18 protein-coding genes are annotated in these 19210 nt (G+C 43.4%); 17 read left to right on the plus strand and 1 reads right to left on the minus strand.

The window, feature by feature from the left end:
- The first annotated feature begins 170 nt into the window (after positions 1-170).
- The 3 genes from HA044_RS07150 (at position 171) to budA (ending at position 3352) form a co-directional block, all read left to right on the plus strand.
- Positions 171-1346 carry an AI-2E family transporter gene (locus tag HA044_RS07150; RefSeq protein ID WP_187540521.1) on the plus strand — a complete coding sequence of 392 codons (1176 nt, stop codon included), beginning with the start codon at positions 171-173 and terminating at the stop codon, positions 1344-1346.
- Positions 1336-2565 (plus strand): tetratricopeptide repeat protein, encoded by a 1230-nt coding sequence (locus HA044_RS07155; RefSeq protein ID WP_187540522.1) that lies wholly within the window; start codon positions 1336-1338, stop codon positions 2563-2565. Before HA044_RS07150 ends, HA044_RS07155 begins: the two co-directional genes overlap by 11 nt.
- A 70-nt stretch (positions 2566-2635) precedes the next feature.
- Positions 2636-3352: an acetolactate decarboxylase gene (gene budA, locus HA044_RS07160; protein ID WP_187540523.1), complete on the plus strand. Its 717-nt coding sequence runs from the start codon at positions 2636-2638 to the stop codon at positions 3350-3352.
- Positions 3353-3388: 36 nt separating this feature from the next.
- Here the strand turns inward: budA and HA044_RS07165 are convergent, their stop codons facing one another.
- Positions 3389-5050: an NFACT family protein gene (locus HA044_RS07165; RefSeq protein WP_187540524.1), complete on the minus strand. Its 1662-nt coding sequence runs from the start codon at positions 5048-5050 to the stop codon at positions 3389-3391.
- Positions 5051-5570: 520 nt separating this feature from the next.
- Here HA044_RS07165 and trpX point away from each other — a divergent pair.
- From trpX to HA044_RS07235, 14 genes are all read left to right on the plus strand, one after another.
- Positions 5571-6572, plus strand: a complete 1002-nt coding sequence (gene trpX, locus HA044_RS07170) for a tryptophan ABC transporter substrate-binding protein (protein ID WP_187540525.1) — start codon at positions 5571-5573, stop codon at positions 6570-6572.
- Positions 6573-6650: 78 nt separating this feature from the next.
- On the plus strand, positions 6651-7055 hold the full coding sequence (locus tag HA044_RS07175; RefSeq protein WP_187540526.1) for a chromosome partitioning protein ParB: 405 nt from the start codon (positions 6651-6653) through the stop codon (positions 7053-7055).
- A gap of 315 nt (positions 7056-7370) precedes the next feature.
- On the plus strand, positions 7371-8417 hold the full coding sequence (gene pheS / locus HA044_RS07180; RefSeq protein ID WP_187540527.1) for a phenylalanine--tRNA ligase subunit alpha: 1047 nt from the start codon (positions 7371-7373) through the stop codon (positions 8415-8417).
- A gap of 2 nt (positions 8418-8419) precedes the next feature.
- Positions 8420-8950: a GNAT family N-acetyltransferase gene (locus HA044_RS07185; RefSeq protein WP_187540528.1), complete on the plus strand. Its 531-nt coding sequence runs from the start codon at positions 8420-8422 to the stop codon at positions 8948-8950.
- A gap of 67 nt (positions 8951-9017) precedes the next feature.
- Positions 9018-11423 (plus strand): phenylalanine--tRNA ligase subunit beta, encoded by a 2406-nt coding sequence (gene pheT, locus HA044_RS07190; protein WP_187540529.1) that lies wholly within the window; start codon positions 9018-9020, stop codon positions 11421-11423.
- Positions 11424-11896: 473 nt separating this feature from the next.
- Positions 11897-12205, plus strand: a complete 309-nt coding sequence (locus tag HA044_RS07195) for a hypothetical protein (RefSeq protein ID WP_187540687.1) — start codon at positions 11897-11899, stop codon at positions 12203-12205.
- 12 nt (positions 12206-12217) lie between these two features.
- Positions 12218-12427 (plus strand): helix-turn-helix transcriptional regulator, encoded by a 210-nt coding sequence (locus HA044_RS07200; protein WP_003002675.1) that lies wholly within the window; start codon positions 12218-12220, stop codon positions 12425-12427.
- Positions 12424-13203, plus strand: a complete 780-nt coding sequence (locus HA044_RS07205) for a DUF3169 family protein (RefSeq protein ID WP_187540530.1) — start codon at positions 12424-12426, stop codon at positions 13201-13203. Before HA044_RS07200 ends, HA044_RS07205 begins: the two co-directional genes overlap by 4 nt.
- A gap of 11 nt (positions 13204-13214) precedes the next feature.
- Complete coding sequence (locus HA044_RS07210) at positions 13215-14108, plus strand: ABC transporter ATP-binding protein (RefSeq protein ID WP_187540531.1); 894 nt, start codon at positions 13215-13217, stop codon at positions 14106-14108.
- Positions 14105-15319, plus strand: a complete 1215-nt coding sequence (locus tag HA044_RS07215; RefSeq protein WP_187540532.1) for an ABC transporter permease — start codon at positions 14105-14107, stop codon at positions 15317-15319. The genes HA044_RS07210 and HA044_RS07215 overlap by 4 nt, the downstream gene beginning before the upstream one ends.
- 97 nt (positions 15320-15416) lie before the next feature.
- A complete protein-coding gene (locus tag HA044_RS07220; RefSeq protein WP_187540533.1) occupies positions 15417-16340 on the plus strand; it encodes an aldo/keto reductase family oxidoreductase in 924 nt (307 codons plus the stop codon).
- A gap of 148 nt (positions 16341-16488) precedes the next feature.
- A complete protein-coding gene (locus HA044_RS07225; RefSeq protein ID WP_187540534.1) occupies positions 16489-17064 on the plus strand; it encodes a TetR/AcrR family transcriptional regulator in 576 nt (191 codons plus the stop codon).
- A complete protein-coding gene (locus HA044_RS07230) occupies positions 17061-17741 on the plus strand; it encodes an ABC transporter ATP-binding protein (RefSeq protein ID WP_187540535.1) in 681 nt (226 codons plus the stop codon). Before HA044_RS07225 ends, HA044_RS07230 begins: the two co-directional genes overlap by 4 nt.
- A gap of 3 nt (positions 17742-17744) precedes the next feature.
- Positions 17745-18890 carry an FtsX-like permease family protein gene (locus HA044_RS07235; protein WP_187540536.1) on the plus strand — a complete coding sequence of 382 codons (1146 nt, stop codon included), beginning with the start codon at positions 17745-17747 and terminating at the stop codon, positions 18888-18890.
- Positions 18891-19210: the final 320 nt, after the last annotated feature.

A 19210-nucleotide genomic window follows, 5' to 3' on the forward strand; every position in this document is an offset into this window, starting at 1 on the left:
CACCTCGCTTGATTTGTTAGCTTTATTATATCAAAGCTCCTATGGGAAGGCAATTGCTAGTTGGATGTTGGAAAACTGGCTTCCTTCTTTCTGAATTTGCAAGTTTTTTCATAACTTCAAGCTCAAAAAATGCTAAAATAGAAGCATGTTGAAATGAAAAGGAGTTTTCTGTGGAAAATAAAGAGAAACAGTTTAGTCTATCTTGGTTTTTTAGATGGTTTTTAGATAACAAGGCGATCACGGTATTTTTAGTCACCTTACTCTTGGGCTTGAACCTCTTGGTTTTAAGCAAAATCACCTTTATTTTTATTCCGGTTTTTGAGTTTGCAGGAGCAGTCATGTTGCCTGTCATTATTTCTGGTTTGCTTTATTACCTGCTTAACCCTATTGTTGATTTTCTTGAAAAGAAGGGGCTCAAGCGAATTTTTGCGATTTCCCTTGTTTTTTTCTTGATCGCTGTGCTCTTGGTTTGGGGGCTTGCAGTGGTGATTCCAGCTGTCCAACGACAAGTGGTGAGTTTCTTTCATAACCTGCCAACTTATTTGGAGAAGGCCAATGCAACTATTGACGATTTTCTAGACAATCGCGTCTCATCTGATATCAAACCCCAGTTGGATGAGATCACCAAAGAATTGTCTGCAAATATTACGGCTTGGGCGAGCACGATTTCGGGCCGTGCGGTCAATTGGGTCAGCAATTTGATTGGCATCGCCTCACAAGTGATTGTGGCCTTGATCATTATGCCTTTTATCGTTTTTTATCTTCTTCGAGATGGAAAAAATCTAAAGGGTCACATTGTTCGGTTCTTACCAACCAAGATTCGCAAACCTGCTGAACAAGTTCTCTCAGATGTCAATACGCAACTTTCCAACTATGTTCGGGGGCAAATCACGGTGGCTATTGTCGTGGCCATTATGTTTATCATCTTCTTTAAGATCATTGGCTTGCGCTATGCCGTGACACTGGGGATCTCTGCGGGGATTTTGAATTTGATCCCTTACTTGGGTAGTTTTCTAGCCATGTTGCCAGCTCTAGTCTTGGGCTTGGTGGCAGGACCAGAAATGTTTATTAAGGTCTTGATTGTATTTGCCGTGGAGCAAACCATTGAAGGACGTTTTGTATCACCTTTGGTTTTGGGAAGCCAGTTGAATATCCATCCCATCACCATTTTATTTGTCTTATTGACATCAGGTTCGATGTTTGGGATCTGGGGCGTTTTCCTTGGGATTCCAGTCTATGCGTCTGCCAAGGTGGTGATCGGAGCCATCTTTGAATGGTACAAGGAAGTCAGTGGTTTGTACGAAGAAGAGCATGAAATAGTAGAGGAAAAACACAGTGAGTCATAGTCAACAAATGGTAGAGGCTCTTGAAAAGCAAGAGCTAAATGAAGCTGAAGAACAATTTCAAAAAGCCTTGTTAGAGGATGATCAAGCAGAGCTATTAGATTTGGGGCAATACCTTGAAAGCATTGGATTTTATCCTCAAGCGAGAGAAGTCTATGAACAAATTGCAGAAACCTATCCAGAAGTATATCTGAGTTTGGCGACTATTCTGGCAGAGGATGGTCAGACGGATCAGGCTTTTGCTTATTTGGAAGAAATTGGTCCGGAATCAAACTGGTATGTGGCCAGTCTCTTGGTTAAGGCCGATCTCTATCAGTTGGAAGGTTTAGCGGACGTTGCGCGTGAAAAATTGGTCGAGGCAGCCAGCCTCTCGGATGATCCTATTATTCAATTAGGGCTTGCAGAGATTGATTTGGAATTGGAACATTACCAAGAAGCTATTCAAGAATATGCCCAGTTGGACAATCGGGAAATCTTGGAAGCGACAGGAATTTCTACTTATCAACGGATTGGGTTTGCCTATGCCAATCTTGGTAAGTTCGAAGCGGCTGTGCCCTTCTTAGAGAAAGCTTTGGAAATTGAGTTTGATGATCAGATTGCTTATGAATTAGCGACTTTATTGTCCGACCAAGAAGAATACCAAAAAGCCCTGATCTACTTCAAACAAATTGACACCTTGTCGCCTGATTTTGAAGGCTATGAGTACGGGTATGCCTTGGCCTTGCAGGCAGAAAATGATCGCGAAAAAGCACTTGAGATTGCCAAACAAGGGATTGGGAAGAATCCCTTTGATGCACAGTTGAAGCTTCTTGCCTCTCAGCTTTCATATGAATTGCACCAGACAAAGCAAGCAGAAACTTACCTGTTAGAAGCCAAAGAAATAGCGGAGGATGTGGAAGAGATTGCTCTGCGTCTGACTACCCTGTATCTGGAGCAGGAACGTTTTGACGAAGTCTTAGATTGGCAACATGAAGAAATTGAAACGGTTGTCACCCGTTGGAACATTGCCCGTGCCTTAGCTGCCTTAGAGAAAACAGAAGAGGCGGTTTCTGCCTACCAAGAGCTTTATGAAGACTTGAAGGACAATCCAGAATTCCTCGAAGCCTATGTTTATCTGTTGCGTGAGGCTGGAGATGTGACAAGGGCGCGTGAAGTGGCCAATCAGTATTTGGCGATTGTGCCAGACGATGTGCAAATGCAGTCCATCTATGATAGTTTATAAGAAAAACTAACTAGTGAAGTTTTGGGACAGTTTGTGGTATACTGGTAGAAGATAGAATGAGGAGAGAAACATGGAACCAGTGAAACTTTTTCAATACAATACTTTGGGGGCCCTGATGGCTGGTCTTTATGGGGGATCCTTTACCATTGGAGAGCTTTTAGAACATGGAGATCTGGGAGTTGGAACGCTTGATTCTATTGATGGGGAGTTGATCGTGCTAGATGGCAAGGCATATCAGGCCAAGGGATCAGGCGACCATCCTGAAATTGTCGAAGTTTCTCCGGATGCCAAGGTTCCTTATGCAGCAGTCGTTCCCCACCAAGCTGAGGTGATTTTCCGCCAACGCTTTGAAATGACGGACGAGGAATTGGAAGCTCGTATTGAATCTTATTACGATGGGGAAAATCTTTTCCGCTCCATTAAGATTCATGGTGACTTTGCCAAGATGCATGTCCGCATGATTCCAAAATCAACACCAGAGATGAAGTTTGCAGAGGTTGCAACCCATCAGCCAGAGTATACATGTGAAAACGTGACGGGAACCATCGTCGGTTTTTGGACACCTGAGATTTTCCATGGTGTGAGTGTAGCGGGTTATCATTTGCACTTTATTTCGGATGACCATACCTTTGGTGGTCATGTGATGGATTTTGTGATTACAGAAGGGATCGTAGAAGTCGGAGCGATCGATCAGCTGGATCAACGTTTTCCAGTCCAAGACCGTCAGTACCTCTTTGCCAAATTCAATGTCGATGAGGTCAAAGAAGACATCAATAAAGCAGAATAAAAGGTTGAGCGTCGCCCAACCTTTTTGCTTTTGACATCAGTCTGTTAGTTTCATGGCTTTGATTTTTTCTTCTTCTGGGGTAACCCGCAGAGTTTTCTGGCCGGTATAGGTCACAAAGCCTGGTTTTCCGCCAGTTGGTTTATTGAGTTTCTTGGTTTCGATCATATCGACTTGGACCAGGTTGGAGAGGCGACCTTTGGAGAAGTAGGCTGCCAACTCTGCGGCATCGGTCTTCACTTCATCTGTTGGATTGAGATTTCCGGTAATGACCACGTGGCTGCCTGGGATATCTTTGGCATGGAACCAGAGTTCGTCTTTTTTAGCGATCTTAAAGGTCAGTTCATCGTTTTGCAGATTATTACGACCCACTAAAATGATGGTTTTTCCATCACTGGCCAGATATTTCTCTGGTTTTTTTCGCTTATGGATTTTCTCACGGTGGCGCCGTTTGATAAAGCCAGTCTGGATCAACTCTTCACGAATCTCTGCCACCTCAGCTAGGCTCGCTTGAGAAAGGGCTGTTTCAACCGTTTCAAGATAAGAAATGGTTTCCTTGGTTTCTTGAATGAGGATGGTTAAATGTTTGACGGCTTCCTTTAACTTCTGGTAGCGTTTGAAGTAGCGTTGGGCATTTTGGTTGGGGGTCAGAGCCTTATTGAGCTGGATGGTGATGGGCTCGTTGGTATAGTAGTTATCCAAAACCACCTGATCTTGGTCGTTTGGCACTTGGTGGAGGAAGGTTGTCAGGAGTTCCCCCTTTTGACGAAATTCTTCCGCATTGTCGGTCGCTGCTAACTCAGCTTCTTGCTTGGCTAATTTTTTTCGGTTCTTTTCAAGATCATTTTCGACCTTCCGGATCAATTCGCTGGCCTGTTGTTGCACCCGATCGCGCTCAGCCTTATCTCGGTAATAGTCATCTAGCAGATCTGAAAGTGTCTCAAACGTTTGACTGGTCGCATCTGCAAAGGGAATAGCCGAGAAGGATTTGGTGGTGAGGCGAGGCTCAGTAGGAGACTCGAAAAAGGCACGAAAGGTCTTTAATTTTTCATCGGATTCAAGTCGCTTGGCTAATTCTTGGGCAGTGTCTCGACCAAGACCTTGAAAGTATTTTTGAAGGTTTTTGGGGCTTAACTCTTCCTTGTGAAGAAGGGCAAAAAGGGCTTCATCCTTGATTGTAAAAGGATTGACCGCATCCGTTTTTGGAGGTGCAATATAGGTAGAGCCGGGGAGAATGGTCCGATAACTATTTTGCGAGAAGCCCACATGTTTGATGGCTTCGATGATTTTATTGCTGGTCCGGTCCAGGAGAATAATATTACTGTGCTTGCCCATGATTTCGATCATCAAACTGACAGAAATGGCATCTCCGATTTCGTTTTTATTTGAGACTCGGATTTCGAGAATTCGGTCGTTCTCTAATTGCTCGATCCCTTCAATGACGGCACCCTGAAGATACTTGCGCATCACCATGATAAAGGTGTTGGGAAAGGCAGGATTTTCAAAGTTGGTCTGGGTCAGTTGGATCCGTCCAAAAACAGAATGGGCAGAGAGCAAGAGTTTTTGGTTTTTCCGATTGCCTCGGACTTGGAGCACCAATTCCTGCTCGAAGGGTTGATTAATTTTTTGAATGCGTCCACTTAGGAGTTGAGCCTTCAATTCTTGCACCATATGGTGTAAAAAAAATCCATCAAAAGACATGGGATTCCTCATCATTCTAGCGTTTATTCTAGTAAATTATATCAAAATTAGAGAGGAAAGCCCAGAGAGAAGATGGGGACTAGAAAGAAAATGAATCAGAAATTGCGAACGTTTTCAAAAAAATGCAGAAAAAGTATTGACATTTTTGAAAGAAAACTTTAAAATGTAAGAAATTAGAAAAGTAGTAAATGAAAGTTTCAAGAGAGCCCACGGTTGCTGAGAGTGGGTAGCGGCAGTTTATGAAATTGGACTAATGATAATAAGATGAATTTGAAACAATAAAAATTCGGTTGGCACACCTTATCGTGCAACTTGTTGTTAGACAAGACTGAGATATGGGAGGAGACTATCCTTTTCCCATAAGTGAGGTGGCACCGCGATGACACGTCCTCACATAGCTTTTGCTATGTGTGGGCGTGTTTTTTGTTTTAGATGAGAAGGGAGTAACTGATGAAGAAACGATGGCGTCGCAGTCTTTAGAAAACTGTAAAGAAGAATAAAAAAAGTAGAGGTAGGAAACATGAAAAATAAACGCTTAATGGGAATTATTGGTTTGATTGCAGCGGCAGTCATTGGGACAGCGATCTATTCAGCTACAGCAGGTAAAGGCAATAAGGCGGCTACTGGCAATGAAAAGGCCAAAGTTGGGGTCTTGCAGTTGGTCAGCCACCCTTCTCTTGACTTGATCTACAAGGGAATTCAAGATGGTTTGGCTGAAGAAGGTTATGACAAGGACAAAGTGGACATTGATTTCCTCAATGCAGAAGGCGATCAAAACAAGGTTGCAACCATGAGTAAACAATTGGTAGACAAGGATAACCAAGTCTTGATTGGGATTGCAACCCCATCTGCTCAAGGTTTGGCTAGTGCTACAAAAGACAAACCCATCGTCATGGGAGCTGTTACTGATCCGGTCGGCGCGAACTTGGTGAAAGACCTGAAGAAACCAGGTGGGAATATCACGGGGGTTTCTGACCATAATCCAACGAAGCAACAATTGAAATTGATCAAAGAGTTGACTCCAAACGTAAAAACAATTGGGGTTCTCTACTCAACCAGTGAAGACAATTCCAAATCTCAAGTAGAAGAATTTACAAAATTGGCTGAAAAAGCAGGCTACAAGGTGGTTCCGTATTCTGTCCCTTCAACAAATGAAATTGCTTCTACCGTGTCTGTTATGTCAGGCAAAGTCGATGCCATTTGGGTTCCAATCGATAATACCATTGCTTCAGCCTTCTCTACGGTTGTCGAAGCAAACAAAACAGCTAAAAAACCAATCTTCCCAAGTGCGACGGCCATGGTAGAAGCAGGTGGTCTTGGTTCAGTCGTTGTTGACCAACACGATCTTGGTGTGGCAACTGGTAAAATGGCTGCCAAGATTTTGAAAGGTCAAAAACCTGCAGACACACCTGTTGAAATCTTCTCAAACGGTAAGTCTGTCATCAACAAAAAAGTCGCAGATGAATTAGGCATTACCATTCCTGAATCTGTCTTGAAAGAAGCTGGACAAGTCATTAAATAAAAACCAAATGAATAAGAAGAATGGAAGGGGAATTTGGCTTTGGCAGGTCTTTCAATCGGGATCTTTGAGGAGAAAGAAATGAACGTTAGGATAACAGATCTTCATCCGACCCAACTATACTTATCAGAAAAGAAGTTACAAGCTATCCAGATGCTTGATCAGTCGGCAGAAATCATCAATGTGGATCCAATTAGTATTCTTGCATATGGAAATCGCTTCTTGATTACAGACGGGCATCACAGGGCTTATCAGGCTTTATTGGCAGGTCGGGATATGATTTCTGCTGAGTTTGATAGAGATGGTGGCGATGCCTTGTATGCTCTCTATGCGCAAGCTTGCGAGGAAAGAAAGATAGACTCTATTCTGGATTTAAAAAATCGTATCTTACCCCAAGATGAGTATGAAGCAAAATGGTATAACTGGTGTGATGGTTTTAACCAAGCCGCAACTCTTCTATTGAAAAGAAAAGCAGATGAAGAATAGAGAATGCCCTGAGTCTTGTTCCCTTTTCTATTGAAATTAGTCTCATCTAACTTGTTTTTTAACTAAAATTCTGCTAAACTAGATAATAATCGAATAGAAATCTGCAAGACCAGTAGCTCAAGGGAAGTGCATCAGGGAGAAGGGCCGTGACTGAAAGCCCTTTGCATGAAAGCTGAGTGAATTCACTTGCGTAAAGGATTTAGAATTAAGGTCTGGTTTACAGATAAAAACGGATGGTACCGCGTGGCAACGCTCCGATCAGGAGCTTGCGCGCGGTTTTTTCTATGTCTGTAGAGGGACTGTGATGGAGGAACTATGTCAACGATTGAAGAACAATTAAAAGCGCTTCGCGAAGAAACGCTGGCAGCTTTGAAGCAGATCTCTGCTGAAAATGAAAAAGAGATGCAAGACCTACGGGTCTCAGTCCTTGGGAAAAAAGGATCTCTGACGGAAATTCTTAAAGGAATGAAGGATGTCTCAGCTGAGATGCGTCCGGTTATCGGGAAACACGTTAATGAAGCCCGTGATGTTTTGACTGCTGCTTTTGAAGAAACAGCCAAACTCTTGGAAGAAAAGAAAGTCCAAGCTAAGCTAGCTAGCGAAAGCATTGATGTGACCCTTCCAGGTCGTCCGGTTGCTAGTGGTTACCGGCATGTTTTGACCCAAACCAGTGAAGAAATCGAAGATATCTTTATCGGGATGGGCTATCAAGTCGTAGATGGCTTTGAAGTGGAACAAGACTATTATAACTTTGAACGGATGAACCTTCCAAAAGATCACCCAGCACGGGATATGCAGGATACTTTCTACATCACAGAAGAAATCTTGCTTCGTACCCATACCTCACCAGTACAAGCACGTGCCATGGATGCACATGACTTTAGCAAGGGGCCTTTGAAGATGATCTCTCCAGGGCGTGTTTTCCGTCGGGATACGGATGATGCGACCCACAGTCACCAATTCCATCAAATCGAAGGTTTGGTTGTTGGGAAAAATATCTCTATGGCCGACCTTCAAGGAACGCTTCAATTGATCGTGCAAAAGATGTTTGGTGCAGAACGTCAAATCCGTCTGCGTCCATCTTACTTCCCATTTACCGAGCCATCGGTTGAAGTGGACGTTTCTTGCTTCAAATGTTGTAGAGCGGGATGTAATGTCTGTAAGAAGACTGGTTGGATTGAAATCATGGGGGCCGGTATGGTTCACCCACGCGTCCTTGAGATGAGTGGCATTGATTCAACTGTTTATTCAGGATTTGCCTTTGGTCTTGGTCAAGAACGTGTTGCCATGCTTCGATACGGAATCAATGATATTCGCGGTTTCTACCAAGGCGATGTCCGTTTTTCAGAACAGTTTAAATAAGTATGTTAGTAAAAGTTAAGGCGAAAGAATTTCAATTTTTAAGGACATTAGAGGTAGAAACCTACGGGGACACCTTTGGTGCCTATATTTCGGATGATGATTTGGAAGACTATTACCAAACAGTCTTGTCACCAGAGCAGGTCCAGAAGGACTTGGAGAATCCGGAATCTGAAACCTATTTTGTTCTTGATCATGACCAAGAAGTTTGTGGTTTTCTCAAGTTTAACTGGGGAAAGGCGCAAACAGAGTCTGTTGAAATGAACAATGCCTTTGAAATTCAGCGAATCTATGTCAAAAATGAACACCATGGCAAGGGATACGGCAAGGAAATGTTGCTCTTTGCCTTGCAAGAAGCTCAGAAACGTGGATTCGACTGGGCCTGGCTTGGTGTTTGGGAACGAAATTTTAAGGCCCAAAACTTTTACAAACAATTCGGATTTGAACGGTTTAGCGAGCACCACTTTATCACAGGGGAAACTGTGGATACCGACTGGTTGCTGCGCAAGCATTTGAAGGAGGCTCCACAAACTTAATTGTGGGTTCATATTGAGAGAAAGGAATTGAGAAGATCTCGCTAACTGAGGTCTTACGATCAGTATTATGTTAGTATCATACAAATGGTTAAAAGAATTGGTGGACGTGGATGTGCCATCAGAAGAGTTGGCTGAAAAAATGTCAACCACAGGGATCGAGGTAGAAGGTGTCGAATCACCGGCTGCTGGTCTCTCAAAAATTGTCGTCGGAGAAATCTTGACTTGTGAAGATGTGCCAGAAACACACCTCCATGTTTGCCAAGTCAATGTGGGGGAAGAAGAAGCTCGTCAAATCGTCTGTGGAGCACCAAATGTGCGTGCAGGCATCAAGGTCATGGTGGCTCTTCCGGGTGCTCGCATTGCAGATAACTACAAGATTAAAAAAGGGAAAATCCGTGGTTTGGAATCCCTTGGGATGATCTGTTCACTTGGTGAGTTGGGTATTTCTGACTCCCTTGTACCGAAAGAATTTGCAGATGGCATCCAAATCTTGCCAGAGGATGCTGTTCCAGGTGACGAGGTATTCTCTTACCTAGACTTGGATGATGAAATCATTGAGCTTTCCATCACTCCAAACCGGGCAGACGCCCTTTCTATGCGTGGAGTGGCTCATGAAGTGGCAGCTATCTATGACAAGACAGTCCATTTCAAAGAATTTACTTTAACAGAAACAGACCAAGTTGCGGCGGATGCTCTTTCTGTCAGCATTGATACAGACAAGGCTCCTTACTATGCAGCTCGTATCTTGGACAATGTGACCATCGCGCCAAGTCCACAATGGTTACAAAACCTTCTCATGAACGAAGGCATTCGTCCGATCAACAATGTCGTCGACGTGACCAACTATATCTTGCTTTATTTTGGTCAACCCATGCATGCCTTTGACTTGGATACCTTTGAAGGAAACGACATCCGTGTGCGTGAAGCGCGTGCTGGGGAAAAATTGGTGACCTTGGATGGAGAAGAGCGTGAACTTGCAGAAGCTGACTTGGTCATCACTGTCGCTGACAAACCAGTAGCCCTTGCAGGTGTCATGGGTGGAGAGGCAACAGAAATCTCAGAAAAATCCACTCGTGTTGTCCTTGAAGCCGCCGTCTTTGATGGAACTTCAATCCGTAAGACCAGTGGTCGCCTTAACCTTCGTTCTGAATCGTCTTCTCGTTTTGAAAAAGGCATTAACGTGGCTACTGTCAATGAAGCCTTAGATGCGGCAGCGAGCTTGATTGCAGAGCTTGCAGGTGCAACTGTGCGGAAGGGCATCGTTTCAGCAGGCCAGTTGGATACTTCGGATGTAGAAGTTTCTTCCACTCTTGCAGACGTTAACCGTGTCCTTGGAACAGAGCTTTCCTACGCCGATGTAGAAGATGTCTTCCACCGTCTTGGATTTGGCCTTTCTGGAAATGCAGAAAGCTTTACAGTGAGCGTGCCACGTCGCCGTTGGGATATTTCGATTGAAGCAGACCTCTTCGAAGAAATCGCTCGGATCTATGGTTATGATCGTCTGCCAGCTAGTCTTCCCGTTTCTGATGGTACAGCTGGTGCCTTGACAGCGACTCAAAAACTCCGTCGTCAAGTTCGGACTATTGCTGAAGGAGCGGGACTGACTGAAATCATTACCTACGCTCTGACAACTCCTGAAAAAGCAGTAGAGTTCACAACTGCGCCAAGTAATTTAACGGAGCTCATGTGGCCAATGACTGTGGATCGTTCAGTCCTTCGTCAAACTATGATCTCAGGAATCTTGGATACTGTAGCTTACAACGTAGCTCGTAAGAACAAAGATTTGGCCCTCTACGAGATCGGAAAAGTCTTTGAACAAAAAGGCAATCCAAAAGAAGACTTGCCAAATGAAATCAATAGCTTTGCCTTTGCTTTGACTGGCTTAGTTGCTGAAAAAGACTTCCAAACTCCAGCTGTTCCAGTTGACTTCTTCTATGCCAAGGGAATCTTGGAAGCCCTCTTTGCTCGCTTGGGTCTTGAAGTGACTTATACAGCAACACAAGAAATCAAGAGCCTCCACCCAGGACGGACAGCCTTACTCTCACTTGGTGACCAAGTCATCGGGATCTTGGGGCAAGTGCATCCTGTAACAGCTAAGGACTATGATATTCCAGAAACCTATGTGGCTGAAGTGAATTTGTCTGCTATTGAAGCAGCTCTTCAACCAGCTGCAGCCTTTGTGGAAATTACCAAGTTCCCAGCGGTGAGCCGTGATATCGCCCTTCTCCTCAAAGCAGAAGTGACTCACCAAGAGGTAGTCGATGCCATCCAAGCTGCTGGCGTGAAACGCTTAACAGACATCAAACTCTTTGACGTCTACTCAGGTGAAAAACTAGGGGTTGGCATGAAGTCCATGGCCTACAGCCTGACCTTCCAAAATCCAGAAGATAGCCTGACGGATGAAGAAGTCGCTCGCTATATGGAAAAAATTCAAGCATCCCTTGAAGAAAAAGTCAATGCAGAAGTTCGTTAATATGTAGTTCAAAGCATCTTAGAAACTTTCCTTAGGTGAGTACGGACGTCAGCGAACTTCGAAGAAGTTCCATGACTTAGTTTTGGACCTAAGGTTCCAAAACTCCCGAGTGCTAGAAACAATCGTGTTTCTAGCACTTTTCTCACGGCGGAAAGTTTCAATTTATTTTTACATTAGTCTGATAGTATAAAATCATTCAAATTTTTTCAGCCTTACTTCGGCAATTTTATGTAAAAAAGTTTGTTTTCACTCTAAACAGTTGAGAATTTCTCAGCTGTTTTTTCTTACGAAACTTGTATGTTTTAGGGCCTAAAACCCTATAAAAATAAAGAAATTGTTTTAAGTGCTCAAAATATCCATGTCAATCATCTTGCTATTTTTGACAACTATTTTTATTTTTTTGACAAATATACTTGTCAAAAAGAAAAAGAAGTGTTACAATGATTTTAGTTGAAAGAAGGGAAGGTTTTCTTATGGGAGCCATATGGATTCTGTTTATCCCTTTTCTGTTTATCATTTATGCAAGCTCAGAAAAGAAGATAAAAAGGTTGAACAAACGCATCAAAAGATTGGAAAAACAAGTGAAAGGAAATCAAGACATGTCTAGACTTTTAGAAGAATTGAAAGGCCAAACGGCCACTGTTACAGTAAATGGTTTTGGAACCGAATATGAAATTGTGGATATCGATGAAGATTGGGTCAAATTGACTCGTGTGAATAATAAACAACAAAGCGAGACAAAATTAGTTCGCATCGAAGATATTCAAGGTGTTCAGCTATAGGAGGCGAAAGCCATGATCTTAAAAAATCGATTGAAAGAGCTGAGGGCGCGTGATGGGCTCAACCAATCCGAGCTAGCCAAGCTAGCAGGAGTCTCGCGCCAGTCCATCAGTCTCTTGGAGCGGGGGGAATACACCCCCTCGGTTATCATTGCGATCACCATCGCCCAAATTTTCAAGGAACCGGTGGAGAATGTCTTTAGTCTAGTAGAGGGAGAGGAATGAAAGTGAAAAAGAAGTTAAAAGAGAGGTCATCCCGTTTTCGTTTTTGGAGAAACATGGCCATGTTCCTATCAGGTGTCATCGTCAGCTTTTTGATCGAATTAGTTGGTTCAGATCATCCTATTGAAATCCAAAAGCTATTTGATCGAGATATGCTCTATATAGGGTCAATCATTTTATATCTGGTGAGCTTCGGAATTGCGTCTACCTACCTCATCTCATCCCGCCAGTCTTATCAGATGATGGAGGAGACAGAAGATGAGGATGAGGCCTACCGTTATGAAAGTCAAACGAGAAGAATCTATGACTTGGCTACGATTTTCAAAGGCGTTATGATTGTTCCCTATCTATTAGTGATTTTCTTCTCTTGCCAAAAATTAGTCTATGAAGAAAAACTGACAGGTACCCTTGGGAAATACACCATCCCGTTTGTTTTCCTTGCTTTGCTCTTCCTTACTTTTGGATTGGAACATCAGTTTCGAAAAACCTTTAAACAGATTTATGGAAAAGCGATCCCACGCAATTCTAGTGGTGCAGAAGTCCGTGAATTAATGATGAGTATGATGGATGAAGCAGAAAAACAAATTTGCTATGAGGAGAACTTCGATATTGTTTTCAAGTTAAGCAATTATGTCTTACCGATTTCCTTGATGGTGATAATCTTAGTTGGCATTACTTTCCAGACCGATATCTTGTTAGCCTTAGTAGTTGTATCACTGATTTATATCTATATCTTGGTCTCACAATACAAGATTACCAAACGTTATTATAAAGAGTAAAGGAGTCATTCATGTTAGAAATTAGACATTTAGAAAAAAGCTTTGGGGATAAGCAGGTCCTCTTTGGAGTGGATCTGACAGCTCAACAAGGGCATATCCTTGGCTTAGTTGGGAAAAATGGGGCCGGGAAAACAACTATTTTCCACAGCATCCTGCGTTTTTTGGACTACAGCGGTGAGATCTGCCTAGATGGCAAAGCGATTACGCAAGAAACTTACAAAGAAATTGGCTATTTGCCGGAAGAGCGTAGTCTCATGCCAAAACTCACGATTTTTGAGCAGGTCCGCTATTTGGCTGCCTTAAAAGGAATGAGCACTGCCGAGGTCAAGGAAAAATTACCGACCTGGATGGAAAAACTCCAAGTAAAAGGGAAATTGACTGATAAAATCAAGAGTCTCTCAAAAGGGAACCAACAGAAGGTGCAACTGATCATCACCTTGATTCATGAGCCTAAATTGATCATTTTAGATGAACCCTTTAGCGGCCTGGATCCGGTCAACACAGAAGTGCTCAAGCAGGTCATCTTTGAAGAAAAAGAGCGTGGGGCCACCATTATCTTTTCTGACCACGTCATGACCAACGTCGAAGAGTTGTGTGATGATATCCTAATGATCCGTGATGGTTCGGTTGTCCTTTCAGGGCCTGTTCAAGAGGTCCGGAATAGCTATGGCAAGACTCGCCTCTTTGTCTCTAACGACTTTAGCAAAGAAGAGCTAGAAGCTCTGCCACACGTGACTAAGGTCAGCATGACCAAGCAAGGGACTTGGAAGTTGATCTTGGATGATGCGTCAGCTGGTCCAGAATTATTTGACCGCTTGACCAAAGGCCACTATCTTGCGACCTTTGACCACCAAGCCCCAACTATTGATGAGATCTTTAAACTTGAATCAGGAGTAGAAGTATGAAACAGATGTTTGTCGTAATGAAAGAAACCTATATCAGACAAGTGAAATCATGGAGTTTTCTCTTCATGGTCTTGGGCCCTTTCCTCTTTTTAGGGTTGGGCATTGGAATCGGTTATCTAACGGATTCTTCTACAGATGCGAAGAATCAGGTGGCCTTGGTGACAGAAGTTCCAGCTGTCAAAGAAAGTCTCAAAGGAACCGATGGCTTGACCTTGGACTACAAAGATGAAGCTGCAGCAAAAAAAGCCATCAAGGATGAAAAAGCCGCTGCTTACCTAACGGTCGATGAAAAAGATGGCCAGCTAGAAGCGACTTATGTGGGTGACCAAGCCATGAAAACAGAATTGAAAAGCCTTGTCTCTGCGAAATTAAGCCAGGTCCAACAAGGGATCAATCTAGCGCGTGCCAATCTAAGCAAAGAGCAAGTCACAGCCTTGTCTCAACAGGTTTCTCTCAAAGAAAAAATTGATGAGAAAAAAGAAGGCTTGAAAATGGTGCAAACCATGGTTGCAGGTGGTCTGGGAATGTTGCTTTATATGATTTTGATCTTCTACTCTAGTATCACAGCCCAAGAAGTGGCTAGTGAAAAGGGAACTAAGATCATGGAAGTGGTCTTCTCTAGTATCAAAGCAACCGACTATTTCTTCGCACGCATGCTCGGACTCTTCGGAGTGATCTTTACCCATATATTTGTCTATGTGATTGGTTTAGTAGCTGTTTGGATCTTTAGAGCAGATATCCCAGTTGTCAAGGATATTCTCGCTCCCAACTCTCCGATTACCCAACACCTTGCAGAGTCGATCTCGCTCAATACCGTCTTCTTCATTATCCTTGGGATCTTTATGTATGTGGTGCTCTCTGCCTTATTAGGCTCAACAGTTGCACGACCTGAAGATTCAGGAAAAGCGATTTCGCCACTAATGATGTTAGTTATCTTTAGCTTCCTTGGGGTAACCACCTTGGGAAGTGCCGGTGATGTCTTCTTATTGAAGATCGGTTCCTACATTCCATTCTTTTCAACCTTCTTCATGCCTTTCCGTACCATCAATGGCTATGCGACGGGTCTTGAATCTTGGGCTTCATTGGGAATTGCGGTCCTCTTTACCATCGTGGGAACAGTGCTCATTGCTCGAATCTACGCGAGCTTAATCCTCCAGACCGATGACCTCGGACCGTGGAAGACTATCAAACGTGCTCTCAGCTATCGCTAATCAAACAAGCTCTCAGATACAGCTGAGGGCTTTTTGATTTCAAATTGACTTTTGCAAGCCTTTTCACTACAATAGAACTACAGAAAAGGAGGCGGACATGAACTATATTGAGTTTGCTGAAAATGAGCGTCTGTCCACGATTGTCCTTGGGATGATGCGGATCAGTCAGATGAGTGAAGATGAGGTGGAGGCCTTGGTGGAGGCGGCCTTGTCGATTGGGATCAACACCTTTGACCTAGCGGATATCTACGGCGATGGCCAGTGTGAGGTCCTGCTGGGGAAAGTTCTCAAGCGCCGTCCGGATCTTCGGGACCAGATGTGGATTCAGTCCAAGTGTGGGATTCGCAAAGACGGTTTTACCTATTTTGATTTTTCGAAGGACTATATTTTGGACTCCGTCGATGGCATCCTCGAGCGTCTGCAGATCGAGCGCTTAGATAGTCTCCTCCTTCACCGACCGGATGCCCTCATGGAGCCGGAAGAAGTGGCGGCAGCTTTTGATCACTTGGAGCAAGCGGGTAAGGTTCGTCATTTTGGGGTGTCCAATCAAAATCCTATGATGATGGAATTGCTCAAAACAGCTGTCAAACAACCACTCAAGGTCAACCAGTTGCAGTTGAGTGCCGCCTTTACGCCTAGCTTTGAAGCTGGTTTTCATGTCAATATGGAAGGTCCAAAAGCAGCTGTGCGAGATGGCAGTGTCTTTGAGTATTGTCGCTTAACCGATACGGTGATTCAAGCCTGGTCCGTCCTCCAGCATGGCTATTTCAAGGGGAATTTTGTGGGCAAGGAAGAGTTTGCCGCCCTCAATCACGTCCTCAATGACTTGGCGAAAAAATACCAGGTCACTCCGACAGCTATCGCCCTTGCTTGGGTCCTCCGCTATCCAGGTAAGATGCAGGCTGTCATCGGCACGACCAAACCCCAGCATGTCCTTGAAGCAGGGAAAGCAGCAGAGGTGAATTTGACCCGCAAGGAATGGTACCAAATCTACTTGGCTGCAGGTAATGATTTACCTTAGAATCTTATTAGTAGACCAGACTTCACTTGGATCAGTGGGCTGGTCTTTTGTTTTATACTTTACGAATTTTTCTTGACAAGTCTTACTTTGTTATGGTATTCTTTATACAACATATGTTGCGTAACAACTGTTGCGCGAAAGGAGTCTTATGCCACCCAAGGTTAAATTTAGTAAAGAGACTATGATTGGGACAGCTTTACAATTGGTGAGAGAAGAGGGCTTGGCTAGTTTGACGGCTCGAGCATTAGCGGAAAAACTGGGAGCCACACCAAGGGTCATTTTTGGGCAATTTGCAAATATGGCTGAGTTACAAGCAGAGGTGATTATTGCTGCGGAAATGGTAGTGGTGGGGTATATTCGCAAGGCCCTAGAAGATGAGAAGCCTTTTCGATCTGTCGGGGTTGCTTATATCCTGTTCGCCTCAAAAGAGCCCCAACTCTTTCAGTTGCTTTTCCAAAATCCTAGCAAAGATCCGATTCGTCGCTTTCAAGATTTTCTTCCCATGAAGGATCATAGCTACCAATTGGTTCTGGATTCAATTGTCGCAGACTATCCTTTGACTGTAGAGGATGCTAGTCGCTTGTACCAGCATCTATTTATCTACTCGCACGGGATGGCCTCTATGGTTGCTTCTGGTATTTACCAGTTCAGTATGGAAGAAGTGATTGGATTACTGACAGAGGTTTGTCAATCTCTCATCAAAGAAATGATAGGAAAGAAATGATTCAACTAAAAAATGTTCACAAAAGTTACGGCCAAACCAATGTTTTAAAAGGGATTGATTTGCAGATTCAAGACCAGAATGATGTGGTTATCCTAGGTCCTTCTGGATCAGGAAAGTCAACCCTCTTAAACGTATTATCCGGATTAGAAAAGGTAGATGAGGGGCATATCCTCATTCAAGGGCAGGATTTATCGCAGCTCACGGATACTCAATTGACAGCCTTTAGACGTGAGAAGATTGCCTTTATTTTTCAGCAGTATTATTTATTACCGAATCTGACGGTCAGACAGAATGTAAAGATGGGAGCTGATTTGGCAAATAATCATGATTTTTTGCAGATTATCGAAGATTTGGGGCTTGGCGATAAGCTAGACAAGTATCCAAGTGAATTGTCTGGTGGGGAACAGCAGAGAGTCTCCATTGCCCGTGCCTTGGCTAAAAAGCCAGAGATTCTTTTCTTAGATGAGCCGACGGGAGCCCTGGATGAAGAAACAGGACGCAAGATTCTGGACTATATCTGGAAGTTGAAGGAAAAGCTAGGCTTTACCCTCATTATGGTGACGCACAACCAAAATATTGCGGATATGGCCAGAACCATCATTCGCGTCAATAGTGGCAAGATTACCCAAGTTGTGATCAACGATCAGCCTCAGACTGCCTATGAGATTGGATGGTAAGCCATGTTTTCAGTAAAAGATATTCGAAAATTAGTTGTCGTCAGTATCATTGGGGCTTGTGCGGTATTTGTGGCCAATCTTTTCTTAAATTTTTACCTGGATATCGAGCAGTTGGAGATTTCTAAAACCAATCCGATGATTCAGACCTACTATGATGCCCAGGTTTCGCTCTCTTGGATGGTGGCCATGGTCAGTGGGGTTGTCTTGTCCTTGACGTCGATACTTCTCATGTGTTTTTATATCAAACAATTTGTCGATGACCACAAGGAACAATTAGGAATTTTAAAGGCTTTAGGCTATAGCAATGGCCAGTTGGCGAAACGATTTTGGGCTTTTGGACTCAGTTTTGGAGTTGGAGCGCTTCTTGGCTATTTAGCTTCTTTTCTAATGATGGGGCATTTTTATGACTTTCGCAATGAGAAGGGGATTTTGCCAGAAATTATCATTCATTTTCACTGGCAGCTCTTAGTTGCTTTGGTGATACTGCCAACGACTTTCTTTATGGTCCTTGCGATTGGCTATGCTAGAAGACAACTACAAACGCCGGCCCTTCGCCTATTGAAAAAATCCCCAAGTCCAATCAAGGTCAAAAGGAGAAAAAGGGTTCCTAAGAAAGAGAAATCCTTCCTAAAAGAGCTGTCTTCGTCGCTGATTTGGGGGAGAAAATCGATCCTGTTTTTTGTGGTCTTTGGCTCCATGTGTTTTGCGGCCATGGTTCAATTGTCTTTTGGTCTAAGGGACTACACAGATGACATCATCCAAACCATGATGATCATGATTGGGCTGATCCTTTCTTTCTCGATTCTCTTTTTGTCATTGGGAATTGTGGTCTCAGAAAGTCGCGAAACCTTGGCTCTTATGAAGGCATTTGGCTACACCGATCGTGAATGCCAAAGTCATCTTCTCGCTCCTTATCGTTTCTGGGCTTATCTAGGATTTGCCCTTGGGACGGCTTATCAATATGGCATCATGGAAATCTTGATTGGTGTGATCAAAGACACGGTACCTGAAAAGATTGAACACAACTTTGACTGGAACGTTTGCTTTTGGACCTTGCTTGGTTTTGCGGTGGTTTATGAAAGCCTCTTTTATCTATCCAACAGAAAACTCCAAAAACAAACCATCAAAGAAGTACTCTTAGCAGAATAACTAGAAGAGAGAGTGGGACAGAAATCAGTCATTCGTTAGAATTCGATTTCGTCGTCTCACCTCCGCACAGCTTCAACAGTCTGGGAGACTGTTGAAGGTTGCAGATAAAGGAAACATAGTTTCCGTCAACATAGGGTATCTTTGAAGCTTAAAAAGCGAACAAAGACTTAGGATACTTGCTTCGCAAGTTCTATTCGCCACCTCAAAGCAGTGCTTTGAGCACTCAACCACTGCGTCTTGCTCGACAATCCAAAGACAATTGAGTTTTGTCCCAGACTCTTTGTACAGGATCAACAGAAAAACGGATGCTGTTTAAAAAT

Origin of the sequence: Streptococcus sp. IMAU 99161 (assembly GCF_014435245.1) — a bacterium.
Classification (GTDB): Bacteria; Bacillota; Bacilli; order Lactobacillales; family Streptococcaceae; genus Streptococcus; species Streptococcus lactarius.

Excerpts from the sequence above, each read along its gene's own strand:
- budA (WP_187540523.1), top strand. The coding sequence starts at position 2,636 with ATGGAACCAGTGAAACTTTTTCAATACAATACTTTGGGGGCCCTGATG.
- HA044_RS07165 (WP_187540524.1), bottom strand. The coding sequence starts at position 5,050 with ATGTCTTTTGATGGATTTTTTTTACACCATATGGTGCAAGAATTGAAG.
- trpX (WP_187540525.1), top strand. The coding sequence starts at position 5,571 with ATGAAAAATAAACGCTTAATGGGAATTATTGGTTTGATTGCAGCGGCA.
- HA044_RS07175 (WP_187540526.1), top strand. The coding sequence starts at position 6,651 with ATGAACGTTAGGATAACAGATCTTCATCCGACCCAACTATACTTATCA.
- pheS (WP_187540527.1), top strand. The coding sequence starts at position 7,371 with ATGTCAACGATTGAAGAACAATTAAAAGCGCTTCGCGAAGAAACGCTG.
- HA044_RS07185 (WP_187540528.1), top strand. The coding sequence starts at position 8,420 with ATGTTAGTAAAAGTTAAGGCGAAAGAATTTCAATTTTTAAGGACATTA.
- pheT (WP_187540529.1), top strand. The coding sequence starts at position 9,018 with ATGTTAGTATCATACAAATGGTTAAAAGAATTGGTGGACGTGGATGTG.
- HA044_RS07195 (WP_187540687.1), top strand. The coding sequence starts at position 11,897 with ATGGGAGCCATATGGATTCTGTTTATCCCTTTTCTGTTTATCATTTAT.
- HA044_RS07200 (WP_003002675.1), top strand. The coding sequence starts at position 12,218 with ATGATCTTAAAAAATCGATTGAAAGAGCTGAGGGCGCGTGATGGGCTC.
- HA044_RS07205 (WP_187540530.1), top strand. The coding sequence starts at position 12,424 with ATGAAAGTGAAAAAGAAGTTAAAAGAGAGGTCATCCCGTTTTCGTTTT.
- HA044_RS07210 (WP_187540531.1), top strand. The coding sequence starts at position 13,215 with ATGTTAGAAATTAGACATTTAGAAAAAAGCTTTGGGGATAAGCAGGTC.
- HA044_RS07215 (WP_187540532.1), top strand. The coding sequence starts at position 14,105 with ATGAAACAGATGTTTGTCGTAATGAAAGAAACCTATATCAGACAAGTG.
- HA044_RS07220 (WP_187540533.1), top strand. The coding sequence starts at position 15,417 with ATGAACTATATTGAGTTTGCTGAAAATGAGCGTCTGTCCACGATTGTC.
- HA044_RS07225 (WP_187540534.1), top strand. The coding sequence starts at position 16,489 with ATGCCACCCAAGGTTAAATTTAGTAAAGAGACTATGATTGGGACAGCT.
- HA044_RS07230 (WP_187540535.1), top strand. The coding sequence starts at position 17,061 with ATGATTCAACTAAAAAATGTTCACAAAAGTTACGGCCAAACCAATGTT.
- HA044_RS07235 (WP_187540536.1), top strand. The coding sequence starts at position 17,745 with ATGTTTTCAGTAAAAGATATTCGAAAATTAGTTGTCGTCAGTATCATT.